At 64.7% G+C, this 13,718-nt stretch carries 12 protein-coding genes; 6 read left to right on the forward strand and 6 right to left on the reverse strand.

The window, feature by feature from the left end:
- The first annotated feature begins 13 nt into the window (after nucleotides 1-13).
- The 3 genes from BMY90_RS16050 (at nucleotide 14) to BMY90_RS16060 (ending at nucleotide 3,625) form a co-directional block, all read left to right on the forward strand.
- On the forward strand, nucleotides 14-277 hold the full coding sequence (locus tag BMY90_RS16050) for a hypothetical protein (protein WP_092705191.1): 264 nt from the start codon (nucleotides 14-16) through the stop codon (nucleotides 275-277).
- Between the two features lie 172 nt (nucleotides 278-449).
- On the forward strand, nucleotides 450-2,747 hold the full coding sequence (locus tag BMY90_RS16055) for a TonB-dependent siderophore receptor (RefSeq protein ID WP_245735072.1): 2,298 nt from the start codon (nucleotides 450-452) through the stop codon (nucleotides 2,745-2,747).
- Nucleotides 2,748-2,791: 44 nt separating this feature from the next.
- Nucleotides 2,792-3,625 carry a DJ-1/PfpI family protein gene (locus BMY90_RS16060; RefSeq protein WP_092705193.1) on the forward strand — a complete coding sequence of 278 codons (834 nt, stop codon included), beginning with the start codon at nucleotides 2,792-2,794 and terminating at the stop codon, nucleotides 3,623-3,625.
- Between the two features lie 38 nt (nucleotides 3,626-3,663).
- Here BMY90_RS16060 and BMY90_RS16065 read toward each other — a convergent pair whose 3' ends face one another.
- From BMY90_RS16065 to BMY90_RS16080, 4 genes are all read right to left on the reverse strand, one after another.
- Complete coding sequence (locus BMY90_RS16065; protein ID WP_092705194.1) at nucleotides 3,664-4,308, reverse strand: glutathione S-transferase family protein; 645 nt, start codon at nucleotides 4,306-4,308, stop codon at nucleotides 3,664-3,666.
- A 178-nt stretch (nucleotides 4,309-4,486) separates the two neighbouring features.
- The gene (locus BMY90_RS16070) at nucleotides 4,487-4,966 is read right to left on the reverse strand and encodes a VOC family protein (protein WP_092705195.1); all 480 of its coding nucleotides are present in this window, start codon (nucleotides 4,964-4,966) and stop codon (nucleotides 4,487-4,489) included.
- A 153-nt stretch (nucleotides 4,967-5,119) separates the two neighbouring features.
- Complete coding sequence (locus BMY90_RS16075; RefSeq protein ID WP_092705196.1) at nucleotides 5,120-5,770, reverse strand: Vgb family protein; 651 nt, start codon at nucleotides 5,768-5,770, stop codon at nucleotides 5,120-5,122.
- 9 nt (nucleotides 5,771-5,779) lie between these two features.
- The gene (locus BMY90_RS16080; RefSeq protein WP_092705197.1) at nucleotides 5,780-7,000 is read right to left on the reverse strand and encodes a tetratricopeptide repeat protein; all 1,221 of its coding nucleotides are present in this window, start codon (nucleotides 6,998-7,000) and stop codon (nucleotides 5,780-5,782) included.
- Between the two features lie 152 nt (nucleotides 7,001-7,152).
- Here BMY90_RS16080 and BMY90_RS16085 point away from each other — a divergent pair, with 152 nt between their 5' ends.
- The 3 genes from BMY90_RS16085 (at nucleotide 7,153) to BMY90_RS16100 (ending at nucleotide 9,673) form a co-directional block, all read left to right on the forward strand.
- Entirely contained in the window at nucleotides 7,153-7,806 is a 654-nt protein-coding gene (locus tag BMY90_RS16085) for a glutathione S-transferase family protein (RefSeq protein WP_008208965.1), read from the forward strand.
- Between the two features lie 20 nt (nucleotides 7,807-7,826).
- Nucleotides 7,827-8,594: a DUF899 domain-containing protein gene (locus BMY90_RS16090; RefSeq protein WP_092705198.1), complete on the forward strand. Its 768-nt coding sequence runs from the start codon at nucleotides 7,827-7,829 to the stop codon at nucleotides 8,592-8,594.
- 695 nt (nucleotides 8,595-9,289) lie between these two features.
- On the forward strand, nucleotides 9,290-9,673 hold the full coding sequence (locus BMY90_RS16100) for a carboxypeptidase-like regulatory domain-containing protein (RefSeq protein WP_092705199.1): 384 nt from the start codon (nucleotides 9,290-9,292) through the stop codon (nucleotides 9,671-9,673).
- Between the two features lie 582 nt (nucleotides 9,674-10,255).
- Here BMY90_RS16100 and BMY90_RS16105 read toward each other — a convergent pair.
- Both BMY90_RS16105 and ovoA read right to left on the reverse strand, forming a co-directional pair.
- A complete protein-coding gene (locus BMY90_RS16105) occupies nucleotides 10,256-11,422 on the reverse strand; it encodes a MalY/PatB family protein (RefSeq protein ID WP_092705200.1) in 1,167 nt (388 codons plus the stop codon).
- 48 nt (nucleotides 11,423-11,470) lie between these two features.
- On the reverse strand, nucleotides 11,471-13,594 hold the full coding sequence (gene ovoA / locus BMY90_RS16110; protein WP_092705201.1) for a 5-histidylcysteine sulfoxide synthase: 2,124 nt from the start codon (nucleotides 13,592-13,594) through the stop codon (nucleotides 11,471-11,473).
- Nucleotides 13,595-13,718 lie beyond the last annotated feature (124 nt).

Raw genomic sequence — 13,718 nt, forward strand, 5'->3', positions numbered from 1 at the left:
CGAGGAACCTGAAATGATCGACGAATTGATAGACGAAATTTTTTGCCTGGCCGACCACGTTGAACCCGATGCCAATGCAGTACGGGAATGGTTCTTCGAGACGCCCCTGTTTCCCTATGGCAATACGGCGCGGGAACTTGTGCAGGCCAACCGGGGCGACGCCGTCATCGCCTTCCTGAAGCGCATCCTGCGTGATGCGGAGCGAGACGCGGCATCCTCGGCCGGCCGTGTTCTTGTGCAGCACGCCGCCATGACGTCGGCTATTGGTGCACGATGATGCATGGCTGGATCAACGCCATGGTGCGGCCTGTCGTGCACACCGCCGGGTGCCTCGCTGCGACCCGGAGCGCCATCTTCGAGTGTTGCCCGGGCCCGAGGCGCGCGCAGCCATGAAGGCTCGATACAAAACAGGGCGCGCCTTGTCTGCCGCGCGCCCTGCAGGTTTTCGCATGCCGCTTTTCGTCGCCATCACCGGCGGACTGGCGTCCATCCATTGCCCTGTGTCGTTGGCCGATGAGCCGATGCAGACTCGCCACCGATCTGTGCCGGCTGCAGCGGTCAGCCTCGCGGTGGTACAGCCGCCTGTGGCGACAGGAAGGCTTGAGACCCGGATGCCAGAACAGGACATGCGTCACAGCGTCGGCAAGCATGTTGCCGGCATCGCATCGCCCGTGGTGGCGACAAATGACGCGACGAGGGCGTCCGTTCCGGCTCGCCACGAGCATGACAAGAAGCGGGTTTGGACGCTTGGATCGGTCGTCGTCACGGCGACGCCCGAGGGCTACGCCGCAACCGGTTCCCGTTCGGCCACGCGCACCGATACCGCGTTGATCGACGTGCCGCAGTCGGTTCAAGTGCTTACCCGCACGCTGCTAGACGAGCAGGATCGCCAGACCCTGGCCGACGCTTTGGTGAATGTTTCAGGCGTGACTCCCGTGCGGCCGGAGGAAACCTTGTTCACCCAGCCGATCGTGCGTGGCTTCCCGGCCGAGATTTATCTGGATGGTTTGCCCGCCTTCGGTACGACTGCGTCCATCGACCCGACCAGCCTTGTGGGAATCGAGCGCGTCGAGGTGTTGAAGGGCCCGACGTCCACCGTGTACGGCGGTGGCGCAGGGGCACCGTTGGGTGGTCTCATCAACGTCGTCTCCAAGCGGCCGGAAGCCGAGGCGGGCGGCTTCGTGGCATTGCGCACCGGCAGCTTCTCGACCTGGAATCCCTATGCCGATCTCAACGTGCCGCTGGGTGCCGGGGTCGCTGCGCGGATTACGGCTGATTACCAGGGCAACACAAGCTGGATCGACAAGCTCAAGGGTAATCGCTGGTCGGTGCAGCCCAGCCTGTCGTTCCAACTGGATCCGGACACCGAACTGCTGCTGCGCGGGCAATACGACCGCCGCAGCCAGGTCGAATATTCCGGCTTGCCCGCCGCTCAGGCGCTGGCCGGCCAACTGGATCGCGATGCCTTCCCGGGCACGACCACGGGCCAGCCGCGCTCGACGACCGAGAACCGCCTGACCACGGCCGAGTTTCGGCACGACTTCAGTGACGACGTGCGCCTGATGGTGACCGGGCGCCATTTCGATGGCCGCGTTCGCGACTATGGCAGCTTCGTCTATCCGGAATTTCTGCCGCCTGATCCGGCGACACCGACCGTCTATCCCATCTTTACCCTCTATCTTCCGAACACCGTGAAGGAGGACACGCTCGATGCCAACCTGTTGGTGCGCGTGGATGCGCTCGGTGGCAAGCATGAGCTGCTGGGTGGCATCGATGTCGATCGCACCCGCGTCGACTCGGCGGTCAGGTTCGATGGCGTGCCCGTGGGCGAGCTCGACCTGGCGCGACCGAACTACACGTTGGCATTCGGCGCGATACCGTCGGCGAGCACGACGCAGACCAACCGCTACCGGACGGTCGCCGCCTATGTGCAAGACCAGGCGACTTACGGACGGCTGCATCTGCTGGGCTCGCTGCGTTTGACGCAATTCAACTTGCGCCAGCTCGAACAGGGCATCGACACGCGCTACTCGCGCGTGACGCCGCGAGTCGGTGCAACGTTCGACCTCGTACCCGGCGTGGCGCTTTATGCGGCTTATGCCACCGGGTTTCGCGGGGCGGTCAACTTCATCGGCCTCGAACCACCCAAGCCCGAGACATCCAGCAACGTCGAGGGCGGGCTGAAGTTCGCGCTGACACGAAGCGGCTTGTCGGGCACGGTCGCCGCGTTCGAGCAAACCCGCCGCAACGTGGCGACCGCCGACCCGAACCATCCGCTGTTCTCCATCCAGAGCGGCGAGCAACGCGCGCGGGGCGTGGAGGGCGACCTTACCTGGGAGCCGGTGCCGGCGTTCTCGCTGCTCGCGAACTATGCCCACACCGAGGCCGAGGTGACGAAGGACACGATCATTCCGGTCGGCGACAGGTTACCGCGCGTGCCACGGAACAGCGGGCGTGTCGCAGCCCGCTATCGGGTACTGGGCGGCTTCGCCAAAGGCTTGTCGTTCGGCGCCGGCGTCACCGCGTTCAGCGCGCGCGACATCACCTTGCCAAACAGCGTGCCGGTGCCGGGCTATGCCGTGGTGGATGCGCAAGCTGCCTACGATTTTGGCCGGTTCACGGTCGAACTCTCAGCGGTGAATCTGTTTGGACGCAACGCCTTCGATACGTACCAGTACCTCTCGTTCCCGGTCGTGATCCCGACCCAGCCTCGCTCGGTCTACGTCACGCTGAAAACCCGCCTCTGAAGAACACCAGGCTGACCGCCATCCCTTCCACAGGACATCAGGAAATGACTGACATCAACCGCCGCAACGTCGTCAAACTGGCGCTGCTCGCCCCGTTCGTCGCCAGCATGGCCGGCACGGCATTCGCACAGACACCTGCGTCGATGCCCGAACACAAAATGCCCGATATGGGGCCGGAAATGAACAAGGTGCACTGGCTGGGGGACGAGCAGATCGGCATGCTGATGTACCCCGGCATGACGGTGATGGACCTGATCGGGCCGCAATGCATGTTCGGTTCGATGATGGGGGCGAAGATCCACCTTGTCGCGAAGTCGCTCGATCCGGTGACCAGCGATGCCGGGGTGACGATTGTTCCCACCGCTACCTTCGAAAGTTGTCCGCGCGATCTCACCGTGCTGTTCGCCCCGGGTGGCACGGACGGCACGCTGGCGGCGGCCGCCGATCCCGCGACGCTGGCCTTCATGTCTGATCGCGGCGCGCGGGCGAAATACATCACCAGCGTCTGCTCGGGCTCGTTGATCCTGGGCGCGGCGGGATTGTTGAAAGGCTACAAGGCGACCTCCCACTGGTCGGTGCGCGATGTGCTGGCGGGCTTTGGCGCGATCCCGACCGAGGCCCGCGTCGTGCGTGATCGCAACCGCGTTACCGGCGCGGGCGTGACCGCCGGACTCGATTTCGGCCTCAGTATGGTCGCGGAGCTGCGCGACCAGACCTATGCCGAATGCTGTCAGCTCGTCAGCGAGTACGACCCCGATCCACCGTTCAACGCCGGTTCCTTGAAGACCGCGCCCAAGGGAGTCAAGGACGCCATGGTCCTGCTGCTGGCGGACTTTGTGAAAAAGGCCAAAGTATTGGCCAGCGCCACGACGGTCTAGGAGCGTGGCCTGCAGGCTGCAGCAGGCCTGTCGGTACTTCAGCCCGTGCCCGCGAACACCGCCCACTGCGCGTCGAAAGCCCGCTTGAAGGCGGGGCGTGCTTTGGCACGGGCGACATAGGCGGCGAGGTTCGGGTATTCGTCCAGCAGGCCGGATGCTTTCAGGCGGAGCAGTACGCCGACCATCATCAGATCGCCGGCGCTGAATGCGCCATCGAGCCAGTCGGCTTCGCCGAGGCGCGTGGAAAGATCGCCCAACCGGTGGCGGATACGGTCCAGCACCAGTGGCAGGCGTTGCGCTGCCCAGGGTTTGTCGCCCTCCTGGAACTTGGCGGTCTGCAATTCAAGAATGGGCGATTCGACTGTGTTGAGCGCGGCAAACATCCAGGCGATTGCCCTCGCCCGGGCATTGGCATCGTCCGGCAGCAAACCGGCGTGGTGCTGCGCGATATGCAACACGATGGCGCCGGACTCGAACAGGACGAGATCGCCTTCCTCGTAGGTGGGAATCTGGCCGAAGGGATGCAGGGCACGATGCGCGGGTTCCTTCATCGCGCTGAACGACAGCAGGCGGACATCGTACGGTTGGCCTACTTCTTCCAGCGCCCAGCGCACGCGCATGTCGCGCGCGAGTCCCTGGCCGCGGTCGGGCGAACTTTCAAAAGCGGTGATGGTGGGGATCATGCGAAAGCTCCGGAGAGTGGCACCATGCCATGGGAAGGCAGGATGGCGCGGGATGTACGCGTTCGATTCTGGCCGAGTCGGGGCGAAGCTCGGCGCGGAAAGGCATGCCATGGAAGCCGGGGCGTACTTTCGCCCCGATGGTTCCACGCCACCTCAAGTCGCAGCCGGTCAAGCACGGCTATCCGCGCAGCGCGGCCTCGATCGCGGCGATGTCGATCTTGGTCATCCCCATCATGGCGTCGAAGGCGCGTTTGGCCGCTGCGGGGTCGGGATGGGTGATGGCGTTGCTCAGTACGCGCGGGGTGATTTGCCAGGACAGGCCCCACCGGTCCTTGCACCAGCCGCATTGAACGGCGTGGCCGCCGTGGTCGATGATCGCGTTCCACAGGCGATCGGTTTCGGCCTGGTCTTCCGTGGCCACCTGGAACGAGAACGCATCGGTGTGCGGTACGCCCGGGCCTCCATTCAGGCCAAGACAGGGAATGCCCATGACCGTGAATTCCACGGTCAGCACGTCGCCCTGCTTGCCGGCGGGGTAGTCGCCGGGGGCGCGGTGGACGGCGTCCACGCTGCTCTCCTGGAAGGTTTCGGCGTAGAAGGTGGCGGCGTCCAGCGCGGTGCCGTCATACCAGAGGCAGATCGTGTTCTTGCGGACCATGTCGACTCTCCTGGTTCAGGGGACGTGCTCTTCATTCTCTACGACGAATGAGGGATACGCAGATCGACATGAGGGGGAAGTCGAGTCAGGGGCAAAGCCCCGGCGTGTGCCTCACGGCTCGCCAACGGAGCAATCGTCTGGACGCGATGCGCCTCAGGGTGAGCCGGTCCGGCTTTTTGGCCGGCGGATGGCGGTGATCTTGCCGCTGCTGCCGCCGCCGCAGAAGAAGCGGTCGCCGCCGTCGGATTCGAGCCCCGACACACCCACGCCAACCGGCATCTGCAGGCTTTCGAGCACTTCGCCCGTGGCGGGGTCGATGCGCCGCACATCGCTCTCGTCGCCCTCCCAGGTGCCGTGCCAAAGCTCGCCGTCGACCCAGGTGACGCCGGTGACGAACCGGTCGCAGGTGATGGTGCGAAGCACCGCGCCGGTGTCGGGGTTGACCTGATGGATCTTGCGCTCGCGGTACTGGCCGACCCAGAGCGTACCCTCGGCCCATGCCAGTCCGGAGTCGCCGCCAGCACCCGGTGCCGGGATGGTGGCGAGCACACGGCCGCTGGCCGGGTCGATCTTCCGAATGCGATTTTCGGCGATCTGGAACAGGTGGTGACCGTCGAAGGCCGTGCCCGCATGCGCGGTGACATCGATGCTGCGCGATGCCTCCGATCCGGCCGGGTCGAAGGACGCGAGCGTGTCGCCGCCGGCAAACCACACCTGCTCGCCGTCGTAGGTGACGCCACCCACGCTGTCGACGCCTGCAAAGGGACCGTACTCGCTGATGATTTCGGCGTCTGATCGTTTCATGCGTCCATCCTAGCTGCCGGGGAAGGGGGCGCGGAGTAACAAGCTTGTCGGGAATCCCGGCACGGGCGGCGTGATCCAGCGGCGTGCCCGACCACGGCCGAACGAGTCCACCTTGTTGGCGGTCGCCAGGGCCTCCAGCGCACGCTGCACGCTGCGTTGACTGGTGCCGAGCGCCAGCGCCAGCGCCGAACTTGACCAGGCTTCCCCGTCGGCGAGCAAGGCCAGCACGGCGGCATGCGCATCGTCGACCGGCCGGGCCAGCACGACAACGTCGCTTGCGTGGCGCGGTACCAGCGTGAAGCCGTGCCGGGTCGCACTGATATCGGCCGTCGCGCGAAGCAGCGTGCGCAAGCGTCCCACTTCGACGCGCAGGCGCGCGCGATGTGTTTCGTCGGCATGTTTCGTGCGGAAGGCGCGCTCGATCAGGGCGGCCCGCGGCACATCGCCGGGCCACGCTTCGGCCAGGGCTCGGGCGAGCGCGAACAACACCGGGCGCCGTTCCAGCGAAACCGTCGAGCGTGCATCGCGCAGCACGTGGCGGCATGCATCCACGACGAAGGCAGAGGAGGCCAGCAAGGTTTCGACTTCATCGAGTCGAAGCGGTCGCTCATCGCCGCGTGTGACCAGTCGCGCGCAGGGACGCTCAAGCGCGCGGAAGGTGTTTTGGACTTCCGCCGTCAGTGCCGGAATGCCCGCCCGTTGCACTGCCTGTTCGGCCCGGGCCAGTGCACTGCGCGCCGCCGCTGCGTGCAGTCGGCGCATGGCCAGGCCGGCAACGACCAGCTCGCAGGAGGCCTGCGATGCCGGTGGCAGCACGGTCACATCGAGTTCGGCGAGCGTGCGCTCGGCCTCGTCCAGGTGCCCGATCAGCAGCAGGCGCCGGGCCTGCAGGTAGCCCGCGTACGCGGCGTTCACCCGGTCGCCGTGTGCTTCCAGCGTGGCTCGTGCGATATCCAGCGCCTTGGCCGACTGGCCCAGTTCGCGCGAAACAAGCGCGATCTCGGCTTCGGCGACGGCACAGCGCGCGCGGGCCAACGCTTCGTGCGGGCCGAAGGCGCGCACGGCGCGGCGCAGCAATGCCTTTGCCCGCGCGAAATCGCCGAGCTGGGCCATCGCGATGCCGCGCAGTGCCAGCGCCGGCGCGTCGTCGCGCAAGGCGACCCGTTTCAATGCGCCGAGCGGATCGCCCGCTGCAAGCGCACGCGCCGCGGCGGTGATCAGGGCGTCCACTCGATCGAGCTCATGTCAGCGAACCTTGTTGAATCCCGCCAAAGTTGTCACTCCCACCCTTTGATGGCCCGGTCGCAGTCTATCCCACGATCACCCGCCCACGTGCCGGCGGCAACGGGCACGGACGAGATGCCAACGCGAGGAAAGACGACATGAAAAAGATCACTGTGTGGGGATTCAGCTGGGTGCCACCCGTCGCCCAGGGGCTGGTGCGAGACCTGCGCGTACGCTGGGCGCTGGAAGAGGCCGGGCTTGCCTATGAAAGCCGCTGCATCGACACCGGGGAGCGAAACTCCGGGGACTACCGACACAAGCATCCTTTCGGCATGGTGCCGGTTCTCGAATCCGCTGACGGGGCCATGATCGAGTCGGGCGCCATCGTCCATGCGATTGCCGAGCAGTGTGAGGCGCTGATGCCTGCCGACCGACGCGCGGAAACGCTTGGCTGGATGTTTACGGCACTCAATACCGTCGAGCCGCCGTTGTGGAATTTGTTCGTGATGGATGTGCTGCACGGCGAAGAGGCTTGGGTGCCGCTGCGGCGACCCGCCGTTGTCGACGAGGTGAATCACCGATTGGCGGCGCTGTCCGAATGTCTCGCGGATCGCGATTACCTGCTCGGTCGTTTCACGGCGGCCGACATCCTCATGACCACCGTGTTGCGGTTCATCCGCCACACGAACTTGCTGGCCCGGTTCCCGTCGCTGGTGGCCTACGTCGAGCGTTGCGAGGCGCGGCCGGCGTTCGATGCCGCCTTGCGCAATCAACTGGATGGTTACGCACGCAACGAACCGGTGGCAGCCTGAATCGGCGAAGGAGAGAAGCGATGAACACACGCAAGACGGGAACACGCGAAGAGTGGCTGGCGGCGCGTCTCGAGTTGCTGGGCGCGGAGAAAGCACTGACGCGACACAGCGATGCGCTGGCGCGCCAGCGGCAGGCACTGCCGTGGGTACGGGTCGACAAGGCGTATCGGTTCGAGACCGGGCAGGGCAGCGTGTCGCTGGCGGATCTTTTTCGCGGGCGCTCGCAGTTGCTGGTTTATCACTTCATGTTCGGCCCCGACTACGCGGCCGGTTGCCCTTCCTGCTCGGCCATCGCGGATGGCTTCAGCGGTTCCGTCGTCCATCTTGAAAACCACGACGTGGCATTCACCGCGGTGTCGCGGGCGCCGCTGGCGAAGCTGCAGGCGTTTCAGCAGAGGATGGGCTGGACCTTTCCATGGGCATCGGCACCCGATGGGGAGTTCGGCTTCGACTTCAACGTCGCGTTCAGCGAAGAACAACTGCGCAAGGGGCCGGTGGATTACAACTACCAGTCGATGGACGTGAGGCCGGCGCTGAAAGCCGGTGCGGACGGTTTCGTCGGACAGATCGCGGCGATGACGCAGACGGGTGTGGCCACCTATCTGCGCGAGATGCCAGGCATGAGTGCATTCGCGCTGGAAGACGGCATCGTCTATCACACGTATTCCACCTATGCGCGCGGGCTGGACGCGCTTTGGGGCATGTACCCGTGGCTCGATCGGGCGCCACGCGGGCGCGATGAAAACGGCGTCTGGTGGCGGCACCATGACAAGTACGACCAGCGTTGAACCCCGTCGCGACGGCGCCGCTGTGGCGCTCCTAGGAAAGGGTGAGGCGGCGGAAACGTCGGTCGACACACGTCCTCGTGTGGCAGCCGGGCGTGGGCGTTTCGATCCGGCATTTCGTCGCGCTGCGCATGGGATCGGGTTGGCGGCTGCGCCGACCTTTGCCCTGATGGCATGCCTGGCCGGCTTCCTCGGCGGCGGCCCGATGAACATGTCTTGTCCGGTTGCGCAGGGGGCAGCGCCACTCGACGGCATGGTGCTGATGTACGGATGGATGAGCGTCTTCCACTTGGGTCCCTGGTTGAGGCTTTTCGCGCGGCGACGATGGCGCGGCCGTCATCCGGAACCCGAGACCCGGACAGCGCCCGATTCATTCCGGACGGGATGATCGAGCGACGCTGCCTCATGCGTGGGGCGTGTTGCGTCAAAGCCTGCTTCCTGGCTCGGGTGGCCATGACCTTTGGCGCCCCCATGACCTCTGGCTCTTCGACGTGTCATGTCCAGTGGGTAGTCTGCGCAGCATCTCCCGACGTCAGGTTCTTGTCGCGGGAGACAGGGGTGCGGGCGTTGCGTGTTGCAGACGCTCGATCCGAAGTCGGACATTCGGTCAGAAGCATCCCGCGTCCCCATGAGCTGACTGCCATTCCCCATGGCAAGCCCATGCCCCACATCAATAATCACAAGAAGCGAGCCATCCCATGAACAGCATCTTCTCGAATCATTCGTCTTCGCGCCGCCACGGCCGCAGCCTGCTGCTGGCGCTTGTTGTCGGTGGCTTTGCCATGACGGGAGCCAGCGTGGTTAACGCACAGGCCACCGCGGGCAAGGTCTTCGGCAAGGCGCCGATGGGTTATGCCGTTGCGGCGCGCAGCACCACCACCGGGGCCCATCGTCAGGTCAAGGTGGATTCCAATGGTCGCTATTCCATCAGGGAGCTTCCGGTCGGCAATTACACGGTGACGCTGAAGGAAGACGGCCATGCCGTGATGAAGCACCTGAACGTGCCGGTGATCGTCGGGCGCGGGAGCGAGGTGGACTTCGATTGCGCGCCGGGCCAGTGTTCGGAAACGGCCAGCAAATGACGCTGACTGCCGTCGCCCGCTGCCGGTAGCGCAGACAGCGTTGCTGCGGTGTCTTGACCAGAGGCCACTGGTGCTTGTCCGGCCTCGAATCGACGGCAGCTGATTTGTCCAGAGCCTGACACATGCATGTGTCAGGCTTTTTGCTGTCTGGGAGTCGGAGGCTCGGTCATGGCTTCGGTCGGTTGGCGGGCCGGCGATATCCACGAGGCAGTAAAGTCAAGACTAAAAACATGCCTCTCTGCCACTTTTAAAAAAATTGAACCGCGATAGAATTCACATTATGTTGATTTCGTTTCGGGCTGGCCGGGTGCGCTGGCTCGTGGTGTCACTGACGCTGGTGGACAAGGCACGTCCTTCCAGCGGACAGTTGGGGGCGTGTGATGAAACTGGGCTACAGAGTGACGCGGCTGTTGTGCCGCATAGTTGGACATCGATGGGCAAGGTCCGAGCCGGACCGGCGACATTGCACGCGCTGTCGGCGTGTTGAAGTCAGGCGGCTGCGCGTCTGATTCGCCGGTTGCCGGAATTTTTCCGCCCGTTCGACGGGGGGAAGGGGCGGGGCTGTAAGCCGCATTTGCCGGTTCAGCCGATCAGTGCGGCCTTGATCGATTCCAATGCAGCGCGAATGCGCTGACGCGGCGCACCGATGTTCATGCGCATGAAGCCGCTTCCGCCGGCCCCGTAGATCACTCCCGGATTCATGCCGACCTTGCCCTGCTTGATGAAGAAGTCGCGCAACGCGGCGTCATTCATGCCCAGGCCACGACAGTCCAGCCACAGCAGATAGGTCGCCTGGGGGCGAACCAGGCGAATCTGCGGGATGTGCGCGCGCAGGTAATCGGCGACGAAATCGCGCGTGGTTTCAAGGTAGGCCAGTAACGCGTCCAGCCACTCGCCGCCTCCGCGATAGGCCGCTTCGAAGGCGGTGATGCTGAAGGGATGGCACTGGTCCAGATGCATGGATGCAAAGACGCGTGCCACGGCCGTGCGCTGCGCTTCGTGCGGAATGACCAGCGCCGACAGGCCGAGCCCCTGCAGGTTGAAGGTCTTGCCGGGCGAGATGCTGGTGATGATCTTGTCGCCCGCTTGCGCCAGGCTGCCGAGCATGGTGTGGCGCGCGCCGGAATACACCAGGTCGCAGTGGATGTCGTCCGAGACCACGGTGAGATCGTGTCGCCGGGCAATCCGCAGGACTTCATGCAATTCGTCCGCACGCCAGACCCGGCCGACCGGGTTGTGCGGGCTGCACAGCAGCAGCATGCGCGCGCCCTGGCTGGCGCAGTGTTCCAGCTGCGCGAGATCCATGGTGTAGTGACCGTCGGTCTCGATCAGTGGATTGAGTATCGGGCGGCGCTGGTTGGCCTGGATGATCGCTGCAAACTCGGTATACACCGGAGGCTGGATGATCACGCCATCGCCGGGATTGGTGACGGCCTGCATGGTCGCCGCCAGCGCGGGCAGGGCGCTCGGCCCCACCAGCATCCACTCGCGTTGCATATTCCAGTGGTGGCGTCGTGCGTACCACTGGATGACGGCCTCATACAGACTTTCCGGGTAGAGCGTGTAGCCGTAGATCGGGTGTTGCGCGCGCGCCACGAGCGCCTGCGTCACGCAAGCCGGTGCGGCGAAATCCATGTCGGCGACCCACAGCGGATCGACGTCTTCCGTGCCGAAATAGCGTTGGCGGTCATCGAACTTGGTGGCGTGGGTGCCGGAGCGATCGATGACGGTGTCGAAGTCGTGGGCCAAGGGAGTGTCTCGTTGCGGTTTGCGCGTGCGGCTGGGGGCGGGACGGCTTCAGCGCACCCGTTTCCAGAAGGTCGCCTCGGACAGCGTGTGCTGGAACTTGTGCCGGGTTTCGCGGATCACGAACGGAACGTCGCATGGCTCGCCCACCGGTTCGAAGTGCGCACCGAGAACGGCCTTCAGCCCGTTCAGCGTGCCGAAGTTCTCACCGTCCTTCTTGAAGCCGCCCAGCCAGTCTGCGCGCGGCGTGTGCTCGGTCAGCCAGGTGTAGGGCGAGGCGATCATCAGCATGCCGCCGAGGTTCAGGCGTTCGTGCACGCTTTCGAGAAAGCGTGCCGGCTGGTACAGCCGGTCGATCAGGTTGGCGGCCATGATGAAGTCGTAGTCGGTGAACTGCGGCTTCAGGTTGCAGGCATCGCCCTGGAAAAATTCGACCTTGCCGGCGGTGTCCTGCAGATCCAAATCCGCGAGGCTGCGCGACTTGTACTGCACCAGTTCGCCTTCGTCGACCAGTGTGTAGCGCAGGCTTTCGCCACGTGCCAGCGCCACGCCCTGGCCGATGAAGCGGGCCGAGAAATCGATGCCGGTGACGAGGTCGAAGTGCCGCGCCAGCTCGAAGGTGGCGCGGCCGGAAGCGCAGCCAAGATCCAGCGCCTTGCGCCGAGGCGTATCGCCGAGTGCGTCGATGGCCAGATCCACCAGGGCCTTCGGGAAATTCGGCACGTCGAAATAGCTGTCGCCGTAATGGAACTCGGCGTACTCGGAAAGCAGCTTGTCGGTTTCGTAGTGTGAGCCTGGCACGTGTTTCAATTCCTTGGAGACGACGTAGCGAAAACCGGCGTGCTGGAAGAAGTGCCGGCGAAATGCGTAACGCGATTCCGGCTCGGCTTCGTTGCCGCAGGATATCCACGAGCCACCCTTCATCAGGTTGTGGCGTCCGTCGAAGGTGGGTGTGGTGAAGTCGTCGTAGATCGGATGGACGTCGAAACCCTCGAACGGGTAGATCGGCGTTTCGGTCCACTGCCAGACATTGCCGGTGAGGTCGAAGAAGTCGCCGTGCGCGAAGCGGTCGACCGGACAGGACGAGGCGAAGTGGGCCAGTTGCAGGTTCGCGTGATCGGCACGATCGGCCACCTCGCGTTGCCCGGCGTGGTCGAGCAGGCGCTGCCACTCATCCTCGGTGGGCAGGCGCACCGGTTGGCCGCTGCTGGCGGCTTTCCAGCGGCAGAAGGCCTTGGCCTCGTGGTAGTTGGTCTCCACCGGCCAGTTCCATGGCATCGGAATTTCCTCGGTCATCAGGCGCAGGCGCCAGCCGTTCGATGCGGGCACCCAGAAGCTCGGATGCTCGGCGTGGGTGAAGTCGAGCCACTCCTTGCCTTCGTCTTCCCAATAACCCGGATGGCTGTAGCCGCCGGCCTCGACGAAGGTGAGGAATTCCTGATTGCTGACCAAGTGGCGACTGGCCTGGAACGCGGCGACATCGGCTTCGTGGCGGCCGTATTCGTTGTCCCAGCCATAGCGCGGGCTGCTCTTGTCCTTGCCCAGGACGACGCTGCCGGCCGGTATCTTGACCAGGCTGTTGTCGGGCGCGGCGCCGGCCTCGGTGCACGGGCGCCAATGCGGATGCGGCTTCACGTAGGCCAGCTTGTGCTGGCGAATCAGCACCGACGAAGTCTCCAGATGGATGCGTTCGTGTTCGATACCCATGACGATCGCCCACCATGGGTGGTTCCAGTCGATCGGCAGCGACAGCGGAGCTTCGTCGATCAGCCGCGTGACCATCGCGCGCACCTTGGCGCGATACGCCTTGACCTCGGCCACGCTGGGCCAGTCATAGCGCTCCTCGTTGAGATCGTCCCAGCTCATTTCGTCCACGCCGACGGCGAACACCGATTCGATGCGCGGGTCGAGGCGCTCGTCGATCAGGTGCGTCAACAGCAGCTTGTTGACGAAGAATGTCGCGGTGTGGCCGAAGTAGAAAATCAGCGGATGGCGCAACGGGATGGCGTGCTCGTAATACGCCGCATCGCAGGCCAGCGTTTCGAACAGCGACTCGTAGCGGTCGAACGTGCTGGTGAAATACGCGCGCAGCTGCCGGCGCATGGCCTGCGGATCGTCGCCGTGCAGGTTGATGCCGCGCGGGAAAGCCGGTGGTCGGTCGTCTGCCGTCGTCATGGGGGTGCGGTCTTGGCGTGGGGAATTCAAACCATGGGCCCTTCGTTTCGTCGAGGCAAGAGGAAAAGGTCATGCGAACAGGTAGCTGTCGCATGGGATGCGATACGTGGCGCTGCGGTTCCTG

The organism is Rhodanobacter glycinis (genome assembly GCF_900114325.1).
Taxonomy (GTDB): Bacteria; Pseudomonadota; Gammaproteobacteria; order Xanthomonadales; family Rhodanobacteraceae; genus Rhodanobacter_A; species Rhodanobacter_A glycinis.

What these genes read in the sequence shown, in the direction of transcription:
- BMY90_RS16050 (WP_092705191.1), top strand. Translation starts at nt 14, where the DNA reads ATGATCGACGAATTGATAGACGAAATTTTTTGCCTGGCCGACCACGTT.
- BMY90_RS16055 (WP_245735072.1), top strand. Translation starts at nt 450, where the DNA reads ATGCCGCTTTTCGTCGCCATCACCGGCGGACTGGCGTCCATCCATTGC.
- BMY90_RS16060 (WP_092705193.1), top strand. Translation starts at nt 2,792, where the DNA reads ATGACTGACATCAACCGCCGCAACGTCGTCAAACTGGCGCTGCTCGCC.
- BMY90_RS16065 (WP_092705194.1), bottom strand. Translation starts at nt 4,308, where the DNA reads ATGATCCCCACCATCACCGCTTTTGAAAGTTCGCCCGACCGCGGCCAG.
- BMY90_RS16070 (WP_092705195.1), bottom strand. Translation starts at nt 4,966, where the DNA reads ATGGTCCGCAAGAACACGATCTGCCTCTGGTATGACGGCACCGCGCTG.
- BMY90_RS16075 (WP_092705196.1), bottom strand. Translation starts at nt 5,770, where the DNA reads ATGAAACGATCAGACGCCGAAATCATCAGCGAGTACGGTCCCTTTGCA.
- BMY90_RS16085 (WP_008208965.1), top strand. Translation starts at nt 7,153, where the DNA reads ATGAAAAAGATCACTGTGTGGGGATTCAGCTGGGTGCCACCCGTCGCC.
- BMY90_RS16090 (WP_092705198.1), top strand. Translation starts at nt 7,827, where the DNA reads ATGAACACACGCAAGACGGGAACACGCGAAGAGTGGCTGGCGGCGCGT.
- BMY90_RS16100 (WP_092705199.1), top strand. Translation starts at nt 9,290, where the DNA reads ATGAACAGCATCTTCTCGAATCATTCGTCTTCGCGCCGCCACGGCCGC.
- ovoA (WP_092705201.1), bottom strand. Translation starts at nt 13,594, where the DNA reads ATGACGACGGCAGACGACCGACCACCGGCTTTCCCGCGCGGCATCAAC.